The sequence below is a fragment of the Symbiopectobacterium purcellii genome (assembly GCF_019797845.1).
GTDB classification, from domain to species: domain Bacteria; phylum Pseudomonadota; class Gammaproteobacteria; order Enterobacterales; family Enterobacteriaceae; genus Symbiopectobacterium; species Symbiopectobacterium purcellii.
This window is the reverse complement of the sequence record NZ_CP081864.1, coordinates 844,373-865,699: the sequence shown is the minus strand read 5'-3', so window position 1 is coordinate 865,699 and position 21,327 is coordinate 844,373. Positions and strand designations below refer to the sequence as shown.

At 51.4% G+C, this 21,327-nt stretch carries 18 protein-coding genes and 1 pseudogene; 8 read left to right on the top strand and 11 right to left on the bottom strand.

Going from position 1 to position 21,327, the window contains the following annotated elements:
• Positions 1-207: 207 nt before the first annotated feature.
• Positions 208-1,467 (bottom strand): alpha-hydroxy-acid oxidizing protein, encoded by a 1,260-nt coding sequence (locus K6K13_RS04110; protein ID WP_222159656.1) that lies wholly within the window; start codon positions 1,465-1,467, stop codon positions 208-210.
• 622 nt (positions 1,468-2,089) lie between these two features.
• Here K6K13_RS04110 and K6K13_RS04105 point away from each other — a divergent pair.
• The 6 genes from K6K13_RS04105 (at position 2,090) to K6K13_RS04080 (ending at position 6,037) form a co-directional block, all read left to right on the top strand.
• Complete coding sequence (locus tag K6K13_RS04105; RefSeq protein ID WP_252120418.1) at positions 2,090-3,337, top strand: transporter substrate-binding domain-containing protein; 1,248 nt, start codon at positions 2,090-2,092, stop codon at positions 3,335-3,337.
• A complete protein-coding gene (locus K6K13_RS04100; protein ID WP_222159655.1) occupies positions 3,258-3,890 on the top strand; it encodes a sensor histidine kinase in 633 nt (210 codons plus the stop codon). The genes K6K13_RS04105 and K6K13_RS04100 overlap by 80 nt, the downstream gene beginning before the upstream one ends.
• Entirely contained in the window at positions 3,880-4,734 is an 855-nt protein-coding gene (locus K6K13_RS04095; protein ID WP_222159654.1) for a sigma-54-dependent transcriptional regulator, read from the top strand. Before K6K13_RS04100 ends, K6K13_RS04095 begins: the two co-directional genes overlap by 11 nt.
• Positions 4,715-5,233, top strand: coding sequence for an AAA-type ATPase lid domain-containing protein (locus K6K13_RS04090; RefSeq protein ID WP_222159653.1), 519 nt, complete (start codon positions 4,715-4,717; stop codon positions 5,231-5,233). Before K6K13_RS04095 ends, K6K13_RS04090 begins: the two co-directional genes overlap by 20 nt.
• Before the next feature lie 248 nt (positions 5,234-5,481).
• Positions 5,482-5,733, top strand: coding sequence for a hypothetical protein (locus K6K13_RS04085; RefSeq protein ID WP_222159652.1), 252 nt, complete (start codon positions 5,482-5,484; stop codon positions 5,731-5,733).
• Positions 5,705-6,037 (top strand): low molecular weight protein tyrosine phosphatase family protein, encoded by a 333-nt coding sequence (locus K6K13_RS04080; RefSeq protein ID WP_222159651.1) that lies wholly within the window; start codon positions 5,705-5,707, stop codon positions 6,035-6,037. Before K6K13_RS04085 ends, K6K13_RS04080 begins: the two co-directional genes overlap by 29 nt.
• A gap of 66 nt (positions 6,038-6,103) precedes the next feature.
• Here K6K13_RS04080 and K6K13_RS04075 read toward each other — a convergent pair whose 3' ends face one another.
• From K6K13_RS04075 to K6K13_RS04055, 5 genes are all read right to left on the bottom strand, one after another.
• Positions 6,104-6,550 carry a hypothetical protein gene (locus tag K6K13_RS04075; protein WP_222159650.1) on the bottom strand — a complete coding sequence of 149 codons (447 nt, stop codon included), beginning with the start codon at positions 6,548-6,550 and terminating at the stop codon, positions 6,104-6,106.
• A gap of 1 nt (position 6,551) precedes the next feature.
• On the bottom strand, positions 6,552-7,784 hold the full coding sequence (locus K6K13_RS04070; RefSeq protein WP_222159649.1) for an MFS transporter: 1,233 nt from the start codon (positions 7,782-7,784) through the stop codon (positions 6,552-6,554).
• 5 nt (positions 7,785-7,789) lie between these two features.
• Positions 7,790-10,231, bottom strand: a complete 2,442-nt coding sequence (locus K6K13_RS04065; RefSeq protein WP_222159648.1) for a TonB-dependent siderophore receptor — start codon at positions 10,229-10,231, stop codon at positions 7,790-7,792.
• Positions 10,232-10,391: 160 nt separating this feature from the next.
• Positions 10,392-11,366, bottom strand: coding sequence for a FecR family protein (locus K6K13_RS04060; protein ID WP_222159647.1), 975 nt, complete (start codon positions 11,364-11,366; stop codon positions 10,392-10,394).
• Positions 11,353-11,868, bottom strand: a complete 516-nt coding sequence (locus tag K6K13_RS04055) for an RNA polymerase sigma factor (RefSeq protein ID WP_222159646.1) — start codon at positions 11,866-11,868, stop codon at positions 11,353-11,355. The genes K6K13_RS04060 and K6K13_RS04055 overlap by 14 nt, the downstream gene beginning before the upstream one ends.
• 274 nt (positions 11,869-12,142) lie before the next feature.
• Here K6K13_RS04055 and cbpA point away from each other — a divergent pair.
• Positions 12,143-13,070, top strand: a pseudogene (cbpA, locus tag K6K13_RS04050) (curved DNA-binding protein).
• Positions 13,070-13,375 (top strand): chaperone modulator CbpM, encoded by a 306-nt coding sequence (cbpM, locus tag K6K13_RS04045; protein WP_222159645.1) that lies wholly within the window; start codon positions 13,070-13,072, stop codon positions 13,373-13,375. The pseudogene cbpA and the gene cbpM overlap by 1 nt, the downstream one beginning before the upstream one ends.
• Before the next feature lie 60 nt (positions 13,376-13,435).
• Here the strand turns inward: cbpM and K6K13_RS04040 are convergent, their stop codons facing one another.
• The 5 genes from K6K13_RS04040 to K6K13_RS04020 form a co-directional block, all read right to left on the bottom strand.
• Positions 13,436-14,341, bottom strand: a complete 906-nt coding sequence (locus K6K13_RS04040; protein WP_222159644.1) for an Rpn family recombination-promoting nuclease/putative transposase — start codon at positions 14,339-14,341, stop codon at positions 13,436-13,438.
• 138 nt (positions 14,342-14,479) lie between these two features.
• Positions 14,480-15,952 (bottom strand): glycoside hydrolase family 1 protein, encoded by a 1,473-nt coding sequence (locus tag K6K13_RS04035; protein ID WP_222159643.1) that lies wholly within the window; start codon positions 15,950-15,952, stop codon positions 14,480-14,482.
• A 20-nt stretch (positions 15,953-15,972) separates the two neighbouring features.
• Positions 15,973-17,883, bottom strand: a complete 1,911-nt coding sequence (locus K6K13_RS04030; protein ID WP_222159642.1) for a beta-glucoside-specific PTS transporter subunit IIABC — start codon at positions 17,881-17,883, stop codon at positions 15,973-15,975.
• A gap of 103 nt (positions 17,884-17,986) precedes the next feature.
• Positions 17,987-18,841, bottom strand: coding sequence for a BglG family transcription antiterminator LicT (gene licT, locus K6K13_RS04025; protein ID WP_252120417.1), 855 nt, complete (start codon positions 18,839-18,841; stop codon positions 17,987-17,989).
• Positions 18,842-19,057: 216 nt separating this feature from the next.
• Positions 19,058-21,313, bottom strand: a complete 2,256-nt coding sequence (locus K6K13_RS04020) for a TonB-dependent receptor domain-containing protein (RefSeq protein WP_222159641.1) — start codon at positions 21,311-21,313, stop codon at positions 19,058-19,060.
• Positions 21,314-21,327: the final 14 nt, after the last annotated feature.

Sequence of the window (21,327 nt, the reverse complement as noted above, 5' to 3'; positions counted from 1 at the left end):
TCTTGACCTCTCACGCACCTCAATAGGAGGCTATCTTGGCTCTGTTTAATGGTATAAACGCGACTCAATGGCCCGGCGCAGGGACATGGAAAATATTACGTTCCCTATCACACTCGTCCAGATAGAAAGCGGTGGCAATAATTACGCTGCCACCGCTATTTCCAAGGGAATTTTCTATCTGATAGAGCCGTCAGCGAGTTATATCAATCAAACGCTCTGAAGCAGAATCGCCGGGTCAACGTTCCGCACATCGGCGGTGCCGGTCAGCACCATGCTGGACTCAAGCTCACCCTGGAAGCGTTTGAACTGCATCTCAACCCCTTTAACACCACCACCGAGGCTGGCACGTAGCATAGGGCGGCCAACCAATACGGCATGGGCACCGCTGGCCAGTGCTTTGAGGACATCGCCACCGTCACGCACGCCACCGTCGACCAGAATCGGCATCTTGTAACCGCGATCGCGTACCGCTTTGACAATGGCGGGTAACACATGCATGGTCGTTGGGGTCGAGCTCAGTACGCGACCGCCGTGGTTAGATACCACAATCGCCCCGCAACCGGCTTCGGCGCACATCAGGGCTTCTTCCACCGTCATCACGCCTTTCGCCATAAAGGGGATCTTGGCGTATTTAACGATTTCTTTGAGTTTTTTCAGATCTTTAGGCTCAACCGTATTGCCGGGCAATGCACGAGCGGCACGACCTGCGGAATCGATATCAATCGCAAAGAAAGGCGCACCGGCGTTCTGCACCAGATCGATACGTTCAAAGATTTCCTGTTGGGTACGCGGCTTGATTTGCGCAATCGCGCGACCTTTAAACTCTTTAACCACTTCTAAACGACGTTTGTAGGTATCGAGTGGATCTTCAATGCCGTCCGCTGCCCAACCTAAACAACCGGAATTTGCTGCCCCTTCGATAATGCCGCGCGCATATTTATCTTCGGTCATGACTTCGCCATCGAACGCTAATTTGTTGGCAGCGCCCATGTTGTAAGTGAGACCACCGGTGACCCCGGTCAAGATGGGCATCGCTAATTTAACGCCGAGTAATTCGGTTTCCATTTTTGGCTTGCTCACATTGTGCAGGCTGCGCATTGTGAGACTCATGCCTTCAAAGGCTTCAATGTTGCGCACAAAACTTTGGCGCATACCGCCCATACCGGGAACGCCTTCCCCGCACGGACCTTTACCGTTACAACGTCCTGCCCCGGCGACATCACAGGCTGCGCACGTACTCATGATTTTTCGCGCATTGCCGAGTACGTCTTTTAAGTTTTTAGGCTCTTTAATATAACCAGTGATGGCTTTTGGCTCTTCCGCAGAAGCAGTGGCGCCCGTTGTGGCCACCGCTTCTGCGGCATGGGCTGAAGATGAAGCGGTCAGCGCAAGCGTTCCTGCCGCAGCTGCGAGTACGGCTCCCTTGGTTAAAAATTCTCGACGATTTTGATCTAATTTATTATCCATATTAGTGTCCCCTATGTTATTCAATTCTTTTCAGGAGTTATTAACGCGTATTGCTCACAGCCTGAATTTACGCTGCGTAATTTCGGAAGGGATAACATTCGAGGATAGAATTTGGAGATAGATCGCTTAACGTAAAAAACTTTGAACTTTGCATACCCTATTATGCATTTTTGCATAACGCAGAGACTCAACGCTTCAATATTAATTAATTATCATTCTCTTTAAGAGAATATGACGTAACCGTAGCATTAACCACGTAAATTAAATGTGATATCCCTGTCAAAAAAGAGATAACAGTCTGCGTAGGTAAATTAACCGCATTTAAAATTTCGTCTACTTCAAAAAGCGAGGTTGATCTCTTCCCTTTATTCAATAGCAGCGTAAAGTAAAGCTTTCAGCCACTCTTCTCCATAAAAAAGCAATCATCAATGTTGGGAAGTGTTTAAGAAGGTGTGTATTGCGTGAGCTATTGGCAGTATTTACGGGGAATGGTCGTAGCGCTGAGCCTGTTCTCGGTTCAAGGATTTGCGCAGCAAAATCTGACATTCAATGTTCATAGCAACACCCCCCCCCCTTTGAGTGGCAAAATGAGGCCGGGGAAGAGACCGGCTTTAACATTGAATTGGCCCGTCAAATTGCCCAAAAGTTGCAATACAATTTAATTATCAATCGCCAAACGCTCGAGCAAACCCTGTATTCCGTAACCCACAATACGCGCCAGTTAGCCGTGATTGATTTACCCGCAGGAGAAACCTTTGCGCTCAACACCGCGCTGCCGTTATTGCCCACCTATATCAGCGCCTACAACCTGCGCAGTGCAGGTCAAGCGGACTCCTGGGCAGCGCTGCGTAAAAAGCGTGTCGCCATTAAACAAGCCTCTTCGGTAGAGATGTACCTTAAGGCTAATCCACAGGATTTTACCCTTGTGCCCGTCGTCACCAATGAGCAGGGATTTGAACTGTTATCCGCCGGCAAAGTGGATTTCGTCTTGGCCGAATTCTACTGTGCCCGTCGCCTGTTGCAGCAATTCCCAATGACCAAAACGGCGAGCAATCCATTATTTCTTAGTCAGTTTTATTTAGTCATGTCCGAAAAAGACCCGCTGTTCTCCAAGGCGGTAAGTGACGTTCTGGAGCAGAATTATCACGGTGGCTATTTCGATGATTTGATTTATAAATGGGTCGGTTTCGGCAAGGAAAAAATCGAATTAGGGCAAGTACGTAACGATTTTTTTCAATGGGCGCTATTTGCTGCCATCATCTCCAGCATTGGCTTGTTGATCACCCTTTATATCAGTCTGGTGCTTAAGCAAAAAACCCAATCCCTTAAACAAGAACTTTACCAACGACAAAAAGCCGAGGCTGAAATTAACCGAGTATCGGCCCAATTCCATTCAGTATTAGACGGCCTTCCCTGCGGCGTTATCCTGCTGGATCAATATCTGAAAATAATCTGGCAAAACGGTAAATATCAATGGCTGTTAGCACCAGAAAGGCTCGAACAGGCATATCCAAAGGTCGCGCTCACACAACTTATCCAGTCCGGGTTTAATGGTGAAGAATCACAATTGATTGAATTTTCTCTCGATAATAAACGCTGGAAACTGAATTTATACTTAATCTCCAGCAATATGATCGCCTTATTTATCGAAGACTACACCGAGCCCTTTGAGTTGAAACAGGTGAGCGAACTTTCCAGTCGCCTGGCATCCCTTGGAGAGTTGACCACGGGCATCGCCCACGAAATTAATAATCCTGTGGGGCTCATCAATCAATCAATCAATGAGTCTAATGCAGGATATTATCGACGATCTGAAACGTGCGTCGCCGTCCACGGCGTCGCAACCGCCCACGCTGCAACAAGGACTTGAAGAACTCAATTATACCAGCCAATCAGTGCAAGAATCCGCCCAGCGCATTGGCTGTATCATTCACGATCTTAAACACTTCTCACGCTATGGTCTCAGCAATGTTAAGCCTGTCGCGCTCAACCACATTGTTGAAACCGCCTTGCGGTTAACCCATAACAATGTCAAACGGTTGCAGTTGCAGCTTTCACTCCATCCTCAACTTCCTGCAATTAAGGGGGACGAGCTGCAACTCCAGTTGGTGCTTATCAATTTGATCCAAAATGCCTGTCTGGCGATGGACAAACCCCATCCACTGCTGACGATTGAAACCGGGATCGAAGAAGGACGGGTATACCTAAAAGTCATCGATAATGGCTGTGGTATGCAGCCTCACATTCAGGCACGTATTCGCGAACCCTTTTTCACCACTCGTCGTGAGCAAGGGGGGACTGGGCTTGGGCTTTCAACCACCAATAAAATTCTTGTCGAACACGGAGCCCAATGGCTTATCCATTCGCAACCCAATATTGGCACCGAAATGAAAATTTTGTTAGGAATGTGCAATGAAGCTTAGTCGCAATATTCTCGTTATCGATGATGAAACTCGCTGGTTGCGCACCATCGATATGTTGCTCAATCGGCATATTCCCGAGGCCAGAACTTACACCTGCGAAAATAGCCGCCAGGCTTTGCAACTTATCAATGATTTAGATATTGCGTTGGTGCTACTCGATCTCAATATGCCCGCCCTTGATGGTCGGCAATTACTGAGGGATATTCGCGAGCATGCTCCCTATGTGCGAGTGATCGTATTGACGGGACTCAATGAAACCGAAATCGCAGTAGAGTGCATGAAGCAAGGTGCCTACGATTTCATTACTAAAACCAGTTCAACCGATCAGTTATTGATAGGCGTGCGCCGCGCCATGGAGATGATTGGGCTGGAACGGCGTTACCATCAAATTAAAGAGGGTTTCTTTAATCGCATGAATCTGAGTGCGTTTGACCGAATCCTCACCACTGACATCAAAATGCACGACTGCTTTACTTTCGCGGCCGCGTTGCACGATAGTCGTGAGCCTATCTTAATCGAAGGGGAAATTGGCACGGGTAAACATATGTTTGCGGAGGCGCTGCAACAACAGGTTTGTCCAGAATTCCCCTTGTTAACACTGTCAGTGGCCGATATCTCCCCGCAGATGTTAGAGCAAAAACTGTTTGGCGTTACCAATCAGGCGGGCTTGCTCGATATGGCCGGCTCAGGCTTTTTGCTGCTCGCACATCTCTCATTGGCAAGTGAGGAAACCCAAAGAGTGCTCACTCAATTGTGCCAGCGCAAACGCTATTTTCCACAAGGCTCATTACGGGAAACCGCTCTCAAGTGTCGATTGCTGTTTAGTGCCACTGGAACAACTTGAGCAAAAGGGTTTTTCCCACGGATTGCTCTACTGCCTGCAACCACAACGCATCCGATTACCGCCGCTTAGGGAACGGATCGCCGATATTGGTTTGTTATTGCAGCATTTTAATGAGATGGCCTGCCAGAAGTTGGGGCGGGATTATCTCGCATTGCCCCACGATCTCGCAAGCCGACTGGAGCATTACGCCTTCCCCGGAAATATTGCCGAATTAAAGTCGTTAACCTTTACCGCAGCGGGGATCAGCAACGGTCAGGAACTGTCCCTCGCACCTTTCTTTAAGGCGCTAGAACAAACTCAACTGTTACTGCACAGTGAAAGGATTACCTTTCCAGCGAATTTGCCCACCATTAGAGAAATCACAGAGCAGTTGATCCATGACGCACTTATTCGCACCAATAACAACCAGAGTGCCGCAGCCAAACTGCTCGGGATAACGCAAAGTGCTTTGAGCCGCCGCTTGGGCAATGCGGGCATAAGCAAAGAAACGGGTACTTAAAGGCGAATAGCCAATCAAAACACCGGATACCGCTTAACGCACATCTGCATTGATGACGGGACTGAGGTTTCGTCAATTATTCTTTAGTACCCGTTTAATGGTTGTAGCCCCCTCGCTTTCCTCACTCAGGACATAGCATTTACAATCCACTCATAACATTACACTGGAATCACTCCCAGTAATCAAACCATTCGCTCTCTTCGTATTATCGCGGCTGCTGAACCCGATCAATCTGAGAGAGAAAAACAATGGTAATAACCCGCAATCAGGATTGGCGTATTGCTCAAAAGCAGCGCAAGAAATCTCGTGATGTTCATACCGCACTTTCACGTTTTCATGGCGAAAAAAACGGGAAGATGTTGTATACACGTTCCGACAAAGTAGTACGTGCCGCGCAACTGGGAATGGCGTATCCGCGCATGACAAACCCGTTACGGGCGAAGCGCGGTCAGGAAGAGTATCAGCTTGCCAATGAATGTTCTTTTTATATGCAGCCGTAATCAATGGCGAAGCCCCACGGCGGAACAGGTGTTCCGCCGCTATCCGTCACTTACCGTTCGTTCCGCTGGCACCCGCCGGAATGCCAAAAAAACGGTATCCCATGACCTGCTGCACTGGGCTGATGTTATCTGTGTGATGGAGCAACAACACAAGAATCGGTTAATAGCTGAATATCGTCGTATCATCGAGCGCAAGCCACTGCATGTGCTCGATATCCCTGATGATTATCGTTATATGGACCCTGAGCTGATCGCACTTTTGGAAGCTGTCGTGCCGGAAAGGTTAGGCATTAACGACCATTGAATCAATGTGCCGTTAATGACCACCTTATCCTTGCCAGTCCCACCCTGAGAACGGTTGGCAATGCACCTACTCAGCCACTGCCCCATCCAGCGCAAGAAACGCCGTCGCTTTTCGATAAGCGTCGTCCATATCGTCCGCTAACGTTTTGGGAAACGGCAGGATCTTTTTCACTTTAGGAAACATGGCGCTCAGACTCTCACGAACTTCAGGCTCACAGGTCAAATACACATAACCCGCGCAGTAATCCCGCAGCTCATTTTTATATTGCTTCATCCACCGCGATGCCTGTTTCTCTTGTTCATGGGGTTCTCTCTCATGACCATGCCGCGCTGGAATCCACACCAACGCCACGCGCTGCTGCTGTGTCAGAATGTGCGTCAATCCAGCCAGTAACCTGTCCGTGCGATTCGGCATCTCCAATGCAGGAAAGCGCAGGAATACCACGGGCCAGCGCGAACTGTCGAAAATCTCACTGTCCAGTGTCTCACCGGAATAATGATGTTGTTGGTTCATGTTATTCATCCTTTTCTGCCATGGGGGCACGCAATAGCCCCGTGATAATCAGTAATGCCAACGCACCCGATGCGTAGAACCAGGGCCAGCTAATCCAGCTCACCATTTGCGCCCCTGCAATGGTGGCCAGCGTGCTGGCAAACCGCCCTACACCGTAAAAAGCCGCGTAATCGGTGGCGGGTTGCGCACCGCGTGACCACCCCAATATTCTGGCACTCAGCGCCACAAAAATGCCGCTCACCGCCGCGCCCACCGCTATCGCTCCCGACATGGCGAGCCACGGCTGTCCGCGAACAAAACCGATTGTCATCGCGGCAAATGCCAGCAAGGCCAGCGCGGTGAACGCCATTAGCGCACCGGAAAGTCCGCACCGGCGCATTAACGGCATAGAGATAACAGCAGTGATCAGCATGGCGATGGGCCCGAGCGTACCGACGATCCCACCGATCTGTACTATTGGCACATTGAGGTCAAGCAGCATCAGGCGGTTCAGTCCCGCAATCGGGAAGATAACGCAGCACGTTAGCGTCAATAGTGTGAGTCGCTTGAGCTGTACGGGGTTACGCAGCAGCGCATTTAGGCTCGCGGCGTACCGGCGCATAGCGTTCGGTAGGCCAGCGTGTGGTACCTCTTTCATTAACAGCAGCACCGGTAATACCAGCAGTAAGAGAGAGGCCGCATAACACAGGAAGATGGCCTTCCAGCCATAGGAGTGAAACAACGCGACAAAAGCGCCGCCGCCAATCATCGCACCTGTGGATAATGCACCCAGTTTGCAGGCCGCAGCGCGCGGCCGCCAGGTTGAGTGAATGCGTTCTACCGCCACCCCGTCCAGCGCAATATCCATGGTTGCCATGGTGAATGCCACAAAGAGCCCCATCGAGAACAGGATGCCCATGGCGGCACCTTCTAACAGCGCCACCATGGCTACCGTCAATGCCGCCAGCAGTTGCATTGGCACAATCCACGCAAGCCGAGGCGGCAATAACGGTGGACGCCAGCGATCCACCAGCGGTGCCCACAAAAAGGCGACGCCTAACGGCAGATAGAGCGCGTAGAGCCACCCGGCGGCCCCCAAACTGATGCCCTGCGCACGCATAATGGCAGGGAAGCCTCCCTGAATTAACCCCATAGTCATACCAAAGCCGATGTACAGCGCGCTAATGCCCAGCAGTGTGGCTAGCTGCTCACGCGTGCGCGGTGGCAGCGTGTCAGACAGTGTTGCTTGTTCCATTGGCATTACCAGCGATAAGCCAGTGAGGCATACACCACGCGATCGTTGCCGTAGTTACAGAAGTTATTGGACAGGCACGTAACATAGCGTTTATCGAACAGGTTATTGACGCTGACCTTGCCGCTTAACCCATTAAGCGTTGGCGACCTTTTGCCGAAATCGTAACTGACTGACGCATCGAAAACGGTGTAGCTCGGCACATCCAATCGCGTGGCGTTGACGGTGTAAACGTTAGGCGAATATCCCCCCACCGTGCTGCCGACATAGCGCACGCCGCTGCCCACGGTAATCCCCTCCAGTAGGCCGGAGCGGAAGCGATAATCTGCCCACAGCGAAGCTGTGTAATCCGGAATGCCGATAGGTGCCTGCCCGACATCTGCCCCTAATCCTTTAACCACTTCGGCGTTGGTGTAGGTCAAGGCACCGGTCACGTTGATGTTGTCCGTAATCGCCATCTTGCTTTCAAATTCAACGCCGCGTGAACGCTGTTCCCCGGTTTGGTAGGTGGTGTAAGGGTTGGCGGAGGTCACGACGTTACTTTGTGTGATATCAAAATAGGCGAGCGTAAACAGCGCATTAAAATTCGTAGGTTGGTATTTTACCCCCACCTCGCGCTGCTTCGCCGTGGTCGGCTTAAAAGCACTGCCGCTTGCATCAGTACCATTGACCGGCAGGAATGACGTGGAATAGCTAACATAAGGAGCAATCCCCATGTCAAAGTTGTAAATCAGCCCGAGCTTACCGCTCACCGCTTCGTCATCTTGCACACTGCGGGTGTCATTCAGTCGGTTATCGGTTCTGGTCCGAAGGGTGTCATAGCGCATGCCACCCACCAACGTCCAACGATCGAGATCGATCTGATCTTGTGCGTAAAAGCCCGCCTGATTGGTGTGCTGCTTCTGATTGGTGATGCGCGCCAGCGTCAGGTTGGTCGCTACGCCATACACCGGGTTCAGGAAATCAATAGAGGGTGCGCCGCCGTAATCCCGAATTTGCGTCCAGTCAGATTGCTGATAATCAAAACCGAATAAGACCGTGTGATACAAACGCCCGGTATCAAATTCAGCCTGAAGTTGCAGATCGGATGTCAGACCGCGCAGCGTTTCATCCGTTCCCAGCGCGTAACGCGAGATAGTATGCCCATCGGCCCCCATGCTGGACGTCCCTACGCTTTTAGTCACCGTAGCGTGATCGAGATAGCGGAAGTTGTGGCGCACGCTCCAGGTGTCATTGATGCGGTGCTCAAACTGATACCCCACCATGCTCTGCTTACGATCGAACTGGTCAAACGCCGGATCGCCGTCGTTGAAATTACGGGGGATTTGCCCTGCCGGACTGGGCCACAGTGAACCAACCGTGGGTAACACGCCGTAGTATCCCCCTTCGGGATCGTGCTGATAGCTCATGTTCAGCGTGAATGAGGTGTCGGTATCGGGGATCCAGGTCAGAGAGGGGGCGACATAGATGCGTTCTTCTTTGGTATTAACCACCTGTGTATCAGATTTCCGGCCAAGCGCGACAACACGATAAAGCAACGAGCGGTCATCGTTGAGCGGCCCAGCGGAATCAACACCGAGCTGCATCCGGTTATGGCTGCCGTAGAGCACCTCAACCGCGTGCTGCGGCTCGCTGGTGGGCACCTTGGAAATCGCATTGATCAACCCGCCAGGCGTCACACCACCATACAGCGTGGACGATGGGCCTTTGAGGAATTCAATTCGCTCGATACCATACGTTTCAATCTGCGGAATGGCATAACCGCCACCGCGCAGTAAACGTAGGCCATCAAGATACTGGTTGCTGTCGGTCGGTGAACCAAAACCACGGACATAAGGCAAATCATAACGCGATGCCGAGCCGCGAACTTCTGCCGCCACGCCCGACGAATAGCGCAATGCCTGAACCAGACTTTGCGCGCCCTGCGCGTCAGCCTGCTCGCGGGTAATCACGCTGACCGACTGCGGTGTTCTCATCAGCGGGGTATTGGTTTTGGTACCAGAGGTACTGTTGCTGGCAACATAACCCACCACCGGGCCCAATCGGTTATTTCCCTGCGCCTGAACCACCATGGTGTCGGGCGTTCCCCCGGATGCAGTCCTCGCTGACGGAGGCAATACATAAATCTGCACCGTGGTTGCATTGCTAAAGCGGTAGCCCAACCCGGTGCCATTGAGCAGGGTTGCCAACGCCTGCTCTGCGCTCAACGTGCCACGCACGGGTTTGCCACTAACAGCCATTTCCGGCTCTTCACGGAAAACAACGGACAGGCCAGTGATACGCCCAATGTCGTTCACCGCCTGAGTGACGGGTTTCGCCGGAAGATTGAAGCTGAATTGCTGCGTGGCGTGCTGTTCAACCGGCGCTGCGGCGCTATGCGCACCACTAAAGCTGGTCACTAAAAGGGTGGCAACTACGTAGCCTACCTGGTGTGCTCTTTTTTGTTTCATTAGAAGAGATCCTTATCTCGTGTCATGAACTGCGAGCGCGTTAATAATAGTAATTATCATTTGCACTCTCACTACGTTCACGAATGAGAAAACGGATCACTGAACCCTGAAAATGAATTTTTTAATCAAAAAATCACAACACATTGTAAAACATACTATTTTATGGAGAGAGAATCACCAGCCGTTCAGTGACTTTGCGCATCTGAAACCCGACACTGGCCTGCAACGACGCCAATGCCGCCTCGCTATCCACCAGCAAAAAGCTGCCAGTCACCGTTTGATTGGCCAACGCCGATGACGGGATGAGAATACGACCGGGACGATAGCGTTCCACCTCACGTACCACATCCGCTAGCCGAGCGCGGTAGAACACATAACGTCCCTCGCGCCACGCCATTTCGTCTGCAACATTCACGCTGACAGGTGCATGGGTTCCGCTGGCGCTAAACCATACCTGCTGTCCGGGTTTAAGCAGGATGGGGGTCACAGACCCACCCGCTGTCACCGCGACACTCCCCTTTGCCAGGGTCACCAGAGCCGCGTTATCCATCATACGTACATCAAATTGGGTACCAAGCACCCGCACATCACCCGCTGCCGTCGCCACCACAAAGGGCGTTTGCGAAGGCGTGACATCAAAAAAAGCGGCACCGCGCAGCAAGTGAACGCGCCGCCCTTGCGGCGTAACGTCAACGTCGAACGCACTATCCGCATCCAGCAATACCCGTGAGCCATCTGCCAGCGTTATGTCTCGACGTTCGCCTTTGCTCGCCACATAGCTTGCCGTAACATCCTGCATCCAGTAAGGATTTTCCAGCCAAAGCACTCCCGCCAGCACCAATGCACAGCAAGCGCAGGCCGAGACCAACCACCGCCTTGCGCGTTGATGGCGTTTTTCCTGTTTGATTGCCGTGAGATAAACCGCCAACGCATCGGACTCCTTTTCTGCCAGTCGCTTGCCCGGAGCAGCGGTTGCCTGCCATACCGCCTCGACCGCGCGATACGCTTCATCGTGCACAGGGTTGCTCTGTCGCCACTGGTCGCAGGCGGCACGTTGAGCGCGCGAAGGATTATCCCGCAGAGTAATAAACCAGTCGCGCGCTTGTTCGCGGATCTGGATCTCAGTCGGTGTCATCGTGCTCGCCTCCTATGCGCGCTTCGCAGGCAGCTACGGCCCGCGCCATGTGTTTTGCCACCGCGCGTGATGAAATTCCCATCACCGCCGCGATTTCCGAAAAGCTGCGACCATGAACCCGATTGAGCAAAAAGATATGCCGCGTTTTTTGCGGTAAGGCAGCCAGGATTTCATCGATATGATGGATGTTCTGCTGGGCAGACACAATGTCTTGCGGCGACTCGACTTCCTCAGCGTAGTGCTCAGGCAGCACGCCTTGAAGGTAGTCTGCTTTGGTTTTTTCCGCCCGCAAATGGTCAATGGCCGCATTACGCGCACAGCGGGTGAGATAGGCGGCAGAGTCACCTTTCCACTCAACAGCCTTTTCCCACAAGCGCAGAAAAATATCCTGCACCAGGTCACTGGCGATATTTCGACACCCCACTCTGCGCCGGATCTGTCGTTCCAGACGCTCATGCTCAGTGAGGTATAACGCGGCGAGATCCTTGCTTTTGTCGGTCATGACGTCGAGCCCCGAACGGTAGTAAAACGGTGCCGAACCGCGCAAGGATCCTGAGCAACAACGCGGGAAGCATGGGCTGAACGGACGGCAATTATTGCTGATGTTATCAACCGTTTCCAGCAAATAAAAATGATAATCAATGCATTACGTTTAGTGCGGTTATCGTTCCGGTGGCTTGCAGTGGAGATATACATTGCATGGGATTATCCTACACTTAGCGGTGAAAACACGCGCAGGAATCCCATTTACCGATTGAATGACGCGAGATTACGTTATGGAATTAAAGGATTATTACGCCATCATGGGCGTAAAATCGACAGACGATCTCAAGACCATTAAGACCGCCTATCGTCGATTGGCCCGCAAATACCACCCGGATGTCAGTAAAGAGCCCGACGCCGAAGCACGGTTTAAAGCCGTGGCTGAAGCCTGGGAAGTGCTGAGTGACGAACAGCGGCGAGCAGAGTATGACCAACTGTGGCAACATCGTAATGATCCGCCGTTCACCCGACAACCGCAACAGGAAAGTGGCCAGCGTTATAAGGATGAAGACGTTGAGGATCTCTTTTCCTCTATCTTTGGTCAGCACGCACGCCAGTCACAGCAGTCCCGCGCGACCCGTGGTCATGACATTGAAATCGAAGTTGCGGTATTCCTCGAAGAAACCCTCAGCGAGCATAATCAAACCATCAGTTACCGGTTACCGGTTACCGGTGTATAACGCCTTCGGCATGGTAGAGCAGGAAATACCTAAAACGCTCAATGTGAAAATACCAGCAGGCGTGGGCAACGGCCAGCGCATTCGCCTCAAAGGTCAGGGCGTGCCGGGTGAGCATGGCGGACCGAATGGCGATCTGTGGTTGGTTATCCATATCGCGCCGCATCCGCTGTTCGATATCGTGGACCACGATTTGGAAATCGTCGTCCCGCTTGCCCCTTGGGAAGCAGCGCTGGGCGCAAAGGTCACCGTACCGACCCTGAAAGAGAGCATTCTGCTGACGATCCCTGCGGGCAGCCAAGCAGGCCAACGGTTACGTATCAAAGGCAAGGGGCTTATCGGTAAACACCATACAGGCGATCTGTACGCCGTGATAAAAATCGTGATGCCACCGAAACCGGATGACAACACCAGCACCCTGTGGCAACAGTTGGCAGACGCCCAACCCTCCTTTGATCCTCGCAAAACATGGGGGAAATCATAATGTCTACAGTAACCATCACCTTTACCGTTACTGAGTTTTGCCTACATACCGGCGTTTCGGAAGATGAACTGAATGAAATTGTCGGCCTCGGGGTGATTGAACCGCATGAAGATGAACACTCATGCTGGCAATTTGACGATCGTGCAGCCGCGATTATGCAACGCGCCCTGCGTTTAAGAAGGGAGTTAGCGTTAGATTGGCACGGCATCGCCGTAGCCCTGACATTATTGGAAGAGAACGCGCAGTTGCGCCAAGAAAACCGACGACTGCAACAGCGTCTGTTCCGCTTTATTTCACATGTTTGATAAAACCAGCCTGCGTAGCACGGTTTAAATCCGTAGTAGCCTGCTACGCGGCACAGTGCATCAATGATGAAGTTGCGCCAGATCGTCTTCAGTAAGGCTGGTCATTTCCATGATGATGAAGTGATCCATTCCTTTTTGCAGCATCGCCCGGGCGATTTTTAATCGGGCTTCGCGTTCGCCTTTTTCGATGCCTTTCTCAATGCCTTTTTGCTCCAACTGTTCCGCTATGGTCATCAGTTCATCTCCATGTTGCGGCACCCGTTGTGCCAGTTGCCTCACATAAGTATCGGCATCCGCCGTATTACCCATCTGTACCATGTAGTTTATCAGCGATCTGACCTGTTGTCTGGTCATGCTATTTGTCAGCATAATTGTCACCAATCTGTCCATTAGCTCAATCAAATCTCGCTGACGGATATGCTTCTGCACCAACGTCAGCGCAGCCATACTGCGATGTTGCATAATTTCATCATCGGGAATGACGGTGACATCAATCAGATAGAAATTTTCGGTGTAGAGTCGATAAGCAACTACCGGATCGTCAAACAGCTGCAACCAGTTAAGCGGATAGGGATATGGGCTTGTTTCACCGGCGTAAAACACCATCGGGATAACGAGCGGTAGCGTTTTATAACCCGCATCGAGATGTCGTTGCATCGCGGCAATAGCATATCGCATCAATCTGAACGCCATCATCTTATCCGGTGAACTCTGGTGTTCAATCAGCACATGGATATACCCTTCCCCTACCGTTGTCTGCACGCTGTAAAGCACGTCGCTGTAATACGCCCGCAGATTATCTTCAATGAAAGATCCGGACTCCAATTTTAGCGTATCCAGATCGCAATATTTCCGTAAGTGGTTGGGCAAATGCAGCTGCATGAAATCTCTTGCGGTGTCTGGATGAGTCAAGAACTGCTTGAACATGGCATCATGGGGAGTGGGGGTTATCGTAGACTTTTTCATCAGTGCAGGCTCTGAAATGTATCCGCAATGATTCTAATCATCCGTCCTTATCGGCTTATTCAATGGCAACGGTAAATGTTGTCATTCACGACGATCACGGGCGAGAAATGACTCACCCGTAATAGCCGCATTCACACCTTAGAGCGTTTCACCGTTAGTGGCGATAACATCCTGATACCAATAGAAACTCTTCTTACGGTAGCGGACCAACGTGCCGTTGCCGTCGTTATCCTGATCGACATAGATAAAGCCGTAACGCTTGTTCATTTCTGACGTCGATGCGCTGATAAGATCGATGGGAGCCCAAGAGGTATAGCCCATCAGTTCCACGCCATCTTTCACTGCTTCTTTCATCTCTTTCAGGTGCGACTGGAAGAAGGCAATACGGTAGTCATCATTAACCTGATGATCGTCGTCGATCTGATCTACTGCCCCCATGCCGTTCTCCACCACGAACAACGGGATCTGATAACGATCGTACATATCGTTAAGCGCAATCCGCAGCCCAACCGGATCGATCTGCCAGTCCCACTCGGTGGTTTTCAGGTAGGGGTTCTTCACGCCACCGGCAATGTTACCGCCCACTTTATCCATCTTGTCGGCATTGACGCTGGTGACCAGCGACATGTAGTAGCTGAAGGAGAGGAAATCCACCGTATGCTGTTGCAGGATCTCTTCGTCACCCGGCAACATGTCGATGTGAATGCCTTTTTCCGCGAAACGGCGCGTCATGTGGCGCGGATAACGTCCGCGAATCTGCACATCACTAAAGAAATAGTTGAGCTGGTTTTCGCGGTATGCCAGCAAAATATCTTCCGGCGCACAGCTTTCCGGGTAGGTCAGCAAGCGCGTCAGCATGCAGCCAATTTTCGCCTCTGGGCAGAGGCGGCGACAATGTTTCACCGCCAGCGCACTGGCAACAAATTGGTGGTGCAGCGCCTGATAAATCACGGTTTCAATCTCATCCTTCGAGAAGCGATCCGGCACAATCCCGCCCGTGGTAAACGGGTGACGGATGATGCTGTCGATCTCATTGAATGTGAGCCAGTACTTCACTTTATCTTTATAACGTTCCAGCACGGTAACGGCGAATTTTTCAAAACAATCCACCGTTTTTCTGCCATTCCACCCGGCAAAATTGTTGACCAGATAGATCGGCATTTCGTAATGGGACAGCGTTACCAGCGGCTCAATACCGTTGCTGCGCAGCGCATCAAACAGTTCGTCATAGAAACGCAACCCCTCTTCATTCGGCTGTTCTTCGACACCGGTGGGGAAAATACGTGTCCAGGCAATAGAAACGCGCAATACCTTGAAGTTCATCTCGGCAAACAGGGCTATATCTTCACGAAAGCGGTGATAAAAATCGATACCGCGGCGTTTAGGGTACGCACTGGCGTCAGTAGCGGCGATAGCATCGGCAATCTGTTCATCGGTGATTTTATAGTGCTTTTCATACTCTTCACGCTTCAGATTCTTTTTGTGAATCGCCATGTCTGCCGTGGAGAGCCCTTTGCCTCCCACATTCCATCCGCCTTCCACCTGATTGGCCGCCACGGCGCCGCCCCATAAAAACCCTTTTGGAAAACCGGTAATGGCTAAATCTTTCATGTTCTCTCTCCCCTTGATAATTAAGCGGTGGCGCTAAACAGCGTCATTAAGGTGTTGCTGTTATTTACGCGGTGTTGTTCGGTGGCTGAAATCGACTGATAGTCATCGGTATTAGCGATCACCACGGGCGTTGTCACATCGAAGCCTTTGGCGATCAGCGCCTCAAGCTCGAAGGTCACCAGCAGTTGCCCCGTGGTCACTCGATCGCCTTCATTGATGTGGCTGGCAAAATGCTCACCGTTGAGTCGCACTGTGTCGATCCCGACGTGCACCAGCACTTCCACCCCCTCATCAGAGGTGATCCCGATGGCATGTTTGCTGTGGAACAGTTTTGATACCACGCCGTTTACCGGCGACGTCACTACGCCCTCAGAGGGGAGAATCGCGATGCCTTTCCCCATGATTTCGCTGGCGAAGACCGCATCCTTAACCGAGGTGAGCGGCACGATGGTGCCATTGAGCGGCGCCACCAGCGTGATGCCCGGTAACAGGCTTTGGCTACCCGCTGTCGTCAGAGGGGCAGAAGGCGTTGTCGTTTTTGGCGTTTTTGCCGTTGCTGTCGACGACTCGCCGAGGGATTCGTCAAAGCCCAGCAGGTAGGTCAACAGCGCCGAGAGCGTAAACGACATGCCGATACCAATCAGGTAATAGGCAAACGTGGTGGTCATAAAGGCAGGCAACGTGGTCAACGCCGGGAAGACATAGGCCATAACCGTGGTGCCCATCGAACCGATAAAGCCACCTGCGACCGTCCCGGCAATCAGCGATGCCACCAGCGGACGCTTATATTTGATGGAGATACCGTAGACGATAGGTTCGGTCACGCCAGCAAACAGTGCAGGCACCATGCTGGACAGGGCAAAGGATTTCAGCTTTTTATCCTTGGCTTTCAGGAACACGCCAAACGCCGCCCCCGCCTGAGCAAAGGTCGCGGCGGCCGTCGCCGGTTTGATGGTGTCGAAGCCGCGCAGCGCCAGGTTATTGAGCATCACCGGCACCATGCCCCAATGCAGGCCAAAGATCACCAGCAGCGTCCAGCCACCGCCCAGGATCGCCCCGGTCAGCATGCCGCTCACGCCGTTCATGTAAGCAATACCCGCACCGATACCGTCCCCGAAGTAGACACCTATCGGCCCAACAGCAATAACAATCACCGGCACCATGATCAGCATTCCCAACATCGGCACAGCCACCATCTCGATGCTTTGGTGAATCAGGCGTTTGAGCAATCGCTCCAGATAGGAGTAGGCCCAGATAGCCAGTATCGCCGGAATCAGCGTGGAGGAGTATTTCATCAACACCACCGGAACGCCCAGAAACTCGACAATATCCCCCTGCTTTGCCATCAACCCGGTAAACGTCGGCTCCAACAATGCACCGACAATTGCCACGGAAACAAACGGATGCGCATTGAACGCCTTGGCACAGGAAAATGCCAACAGCAGCGGCAGGAAATAGAACACGCTGTTGCTCGCTGCCGCCAGAATCTTATAAGTACTGCCTGCGGTATCCATCAAGTGGTAAGTCGATAGGATCACCAGAAACGCTTTCAGCATCCCGGCACCGGCCAATGCAGGCACAATGGGCACTAATATGGAGGACATTTTATTGAACAGACGTCCGACAATATTGCCTTTCTTGCCATCGGATTCGCTGTCGCTGTCCGAAGGGGCATCACCTTTAATGCCAAACTCATCCACTAAAAGGCGATACACCGTAGAAACATCATTACCAATCACAACCTGGTATTGGTTATTGCTTTCGACAGCCAGAATAACGCCATCCAGCTTATCCAATGCAGCTTTATTAAATTTAGAACCATCTTTTAGTGAAAATCTTAAGCGTGTAATACAGTGAGTTAACGAACCAACGTTCTTTTCACCACCAATAAGCTCAAGTATTTCCCCGGTAAGTAAACGAAAATTACTCATGGGCTGACCTCGATAATAGTCATCGTCGTATTTTTTCACAAAATGAATAAGCAACTGTTTAAGCGCTTGTAGTAAAACCCATCATGAGAATGGTCTTTAAACGTTATTTCCTCACATGTTCAATATGTATAGACAGAAACATCATTTCATCGTCGGTTAGCGAGCGGCCATAATCATGGCTGATAAATTTATTCACACGTTTGGCGCATTCATAGGAGGCAGAGTATTTTAACGCCACAACATCATGCAACGAACTGTCATCGCTAGTGACATACGTATTACTCAGCAAGCGATGCGCGAAAAATTTCAGGTGAGTAACAAACCGTTGGAAATTTATTGAGTCTTCTTCATATTCGATTTTGAAATGGTATTTAACAATATTCAGAATATCCTGAATCACTTTCGACACCGCTTTTATATCCGGCATAGCGCCGTCTTTCTGCGAGTTCAGCAGATGCAGGGCAATAAATCCGGCTTCGTCTTCAGGCAACGCCACGTGGAGTTGGGCATTAATTTCTGCAATCGCCCATTGGCCGATAGTAAACTCATTGCGGTAAAGACGCTTGATATCCCACAGCAGCATATTTTCGACATAAGTACCCTGCCGGGTTCTTTCAATAGCAAAACTCAAGTGGTCGAGCAGAGAGGCATAAACGCTTTTGTGAATTTTTCTGTCAAGTTTGCTGGTTGCCTGCTTAACGATATCGAGAACAATATTAAACAGCGCATCAGGAACATCTTTAAATGCCTCACTGGTTTTATCGATGCTGTTTTCTTCATCGAGCCGAAATATTTTTTGAATACAGGCTTCATCGACCAGGTCATCGGCTTTTTTGTTAAAACCAACGCCTTTTCCAATAACAACGCACTCCTTGCCGCTAAAATCGCGAGCAACGATGACATTGTTATTCAGAACCCGTTGTATTCTCATATTCCACCCAAAAAAAAGGCAAAACATAAAAGAGTCTTGTATCTCTTTTAGGTTTTGCCTGTTATTCAAACAGTAACAATCCATGCCTGAGAATACACCATAACCCGGTATACCTTGCAAGCGGGGGATGTTTGATTTTCGTTTTATTGTGATGATTATCACGCATTAATAAAACGTTCACACCGCCCCACAGCCAGCATAAAACGTGGCAATAAAAACATCCTTGTCTCAGTGTCTTCGCGCTCAACGTGGGTCGAGCAGTGCCAATCGATCCCGAATCTGTTCCCGCCAGGTACTCGACAAAGTTTCAATCTGATACACCGCTTCCAACGCCTCACGGTCGGCGGCCAGATCGAAAATGGTATCTTGGACGCGACTGAGCGGCCATTGGCCGTAAGGTCGCTCCAACAGATCAAACGCGGCCCCCGCGTAAACCTCCCCCTCCTGCAACACGCGATAGAACCAGCCGTTGCGGGATTGCGCGTGCATCAAGGCCGGTGCAGCATCATCTTCCAGTCGTCCCGCCATGGTATTGCAGGCAATCCCCGCCCAGAAATTGCGCCCTTGTTCAATGAACCCGTCGTTATAGGCATACTCAGTATCGAACAGGTTATTGACCGAAGCATTGACGCTAACGCCACGGCCCACGTCGTAATCCGCACGCAGATTGGTCACGGTGAAGCCAGAAGCACGCTGTTTCGCGTCACTGCTGTTGTAAGCCGAGGAGCGTGCCTCCTGCGACAGGGTGAGGCTTAAGGGTTCCCAAGGCTTAAAGGTCATCCATGCCACCAGCGTATGCGTCGGCAAATCGGTCACTTTACCGACTTCATCCTGTTTCACATCCGCATGAATCAGGCCATAGTTCAGGCCAAGGTCCAGCAACTCTGTCACACGCCCTTTCACACCGAGATCCAGACCGGTGTAGTCCACGCGCCCACTGTTACGGTTTTGCAGGGTATTGGCATCAATGGTATGCCCCAGAATCGCATCATTGACGCGGTTATAATAGACGCTGACATCATAGCCCCAGTCGCGGGTAAAGGTGCCGTTCCAGGTCACATCAACCGTTTGCGCCCGTTCTGGGTTCAAGTGTGGGTTCACCAGTACCGTCTGGCCGTTATAAGCGGGTTTCGAGGTGGTGTAACGCTCTTTGAGCGTAGGGAAACGCGTACGATCCGAGAAAGAGAGCGACAGCGTATCTTCATTGGCGAAGTGATATTTGGTCATCAACTGCCAGTTAAAGGCATTCTGGCTATTGTTGGCGTAATGGGTAATATCGCCGCTTTTCTCGTGTTTCATGCCCTGACGGCTGTCGCGCCAGTCATAGCTGATACCGGCCACCACGTCGAGATTATCGGCCGCAGCCCATTGGTATTCACTCGCCAAAGACCAGGTGCGATCTTTGTAGCGATCAAACGGCGCATCGACAGCACCCCGTTCCCGATGCACATCGTCCTTCCAGTTCACTGCAAACGAGAGTAAATCACTGGTGCGCACATCGGCAGCAAGTTGCAGCCCAGCCCCGTTAGTGAAATCGGAGTAATGACTGTAATTTCCTTTACGGTTCTTCAGGTCGGCCAGCGATTGATACATCATCAGCGTATTTTCGAAGGTATCGCGATAGAGACGGCTCTTCAGGGTATAGCGATCGCCCAACTGCGTGGTGCCCTGATAGTAGTAGCTCTCTTTGTCATACTGCGGCCACTGCCAGTAGCGGGACTGCTGGCCGCTGGTGCCCGAGTAGGGAGGGTTCTCTTTGCTGCCGTCCTGATTGATGTAGGTAAACACGTATTCGTCATTTTCGCGCGGGGTAAAGCCCACTTTGACGATCCCTCGTTTATCATCCGCCGCAGAGTTGATCATCTTGCCATTCTGACCGGCAATCGGGTTGTCTACGCTGCGCGGCAGGCCGAGGAAATCCTGTTTTACCCGACTACAGCTGAGCTGGATATAGCCCATGTCATTACTGGCACCCAGGGATGCCTGGGTGTCGAAGGCGTTGGTTTTGCTGCGGCTCCAGCCCTGACGATATCCCACGCTGGCTTCCAGCGGTTTGGTTGGCTTTTTGCTGGTAATATTGATGGCACCGCCCATCTGATTCGGGCCTTGCAGCAACGATGAATAGCCTTTGGACACTTCCAACGACGCCAGATCGGAGGTGAGAAAGCGTCCTAAATCCAGATTGCCATCATATGGAACATAAACCGGTACTCCGTCAAAATAGACCGGCACCTGGCGGCTATCAAAGCCACGCACTTTGACCTGCTGCTCATTGCGTGCGCCCGATTTTTGCAATACCACGCCAGGCACCACGCTCAGCGCCTGCGCCACATTGCGTTTATCCAGCTTTTGTATGGTTTCCTGGTTAAGCACCGTGGTGGTAGCCGCAGGCACCGGGCTCGACCACACGGTCATGGTGTCGCTTTCCAGCCCAGCAACAGCGTTATGCGCGAAAGCAAGCGACAGCGCGGTGTAAAGATAATTTCTCTTGAATATCATTGTTATTATGTCCT

Coding starts and splice junctions, on each gene's coding strand:
- K6K13_RS04040 (WP_222159644.1), bottom strand. CDS start 14,341: ATGAAAAAGTCTACGATAACCCCCACTCCCCATGATGCCATGTTCAAG.
- cbpM (WP_222159645.1), top strand. CDS start 13,070: ATGTCTACAGTAACCATCACCTTTACCGTTACTGAGTTTTGCCTACAT.
- K6K13_RS04075 (WP_222159650.1), bottom strand. CDS start 6,550: ATGAACCAACAACATCATTATTCCGGTGAGACACTGGACAGTGAGATT.
- K6K13_RS04055 (WP_222159646.1), bottom strand. CDS start 11,868: ATGACCGACAAAAGCAAGGATCTCGCCGCGTTATACCTCACTGAGCAT.
- K6K13_RS04030 (WP_222159642.1), bottom strand. CDS start 17,883: ATGAGTAATTTTCGTTTACTTACCGGGGAAATACTTGAGCTTATTGGT.
- K6K13_RS04095 (WP_222159654.1), top strand. CDS start 3,880: ATGAAGCTTAGTCGCAATATTCTCGTTATCGATGATGAAACTCGCTGG.
- K6K13_RS04085 (WP_222159652.1), top strand. CDS start 5,482: ATGGTAATAACCCGCAATCAGGATTGGCGTATTGCTCAAAAGCAGCGC.
- K6K13_RS04110 (WP_222159656.1), bottom strand. CDS start 1,467: ATGGATAATAAATTAGATCAAAATCGTCGAGAATTTTTAACCAAGGGA.
- K6K13_RS04060 (WP_222159647.1), bottom strand. CDS start 11,366: ATGACACCGACTGAGATCCAGATCCGCGAACAAGCGCGCGACTGGTTT.
- K6K13_RS04100 (WP_222159655.1), top strand. CDS start 3,258: ATGCAGGATATTATCGACGATCTGAAACGTGCGTCGCCGTCCACGGCG.
- K6K13_RS04070 (WP_222159649.1), bottom strand. CDS start 7,784: ATGGAACAAGCAACACTGTCTGACACGCTGCCACCGCGCACGCGTGAG.
- K6K13_RS04035 (WP_222159643.1), bottom strand. CDS start 15,952: ATGAAAGATTTAGCCATTACCGGTTTTCCAAAAGGGTTTTTATGGGGC.
- K6K13_RS04065 (WP_222159648.1), bottom strand. CDS start 10,231: ATGAAACAAAAAAGAGCACACCAGGTAGGCTACGTAGTTGCCACCCTT.
- licT (WP_252120417.1), bottom strand. CDS start 18,841: ATGTTTTGCCTTTTTTTTGGGTGGAATATGAGAATACAACGGGTTCTG.
- K6K13_RS04080 (WP_222159651.1), top strand. CDS start 5,705: ATGAATGTTCTTTTTATATGCAGCCGTAATCAATGGCGAAGCCCCACG.
- K6K13_RS04020 (WP_222159641.1), bottom strand. CDS start 21,313: ATGATATTCAAGAGAAATTATCTTTACACCGCGCTGTCGCTTGCTTTC.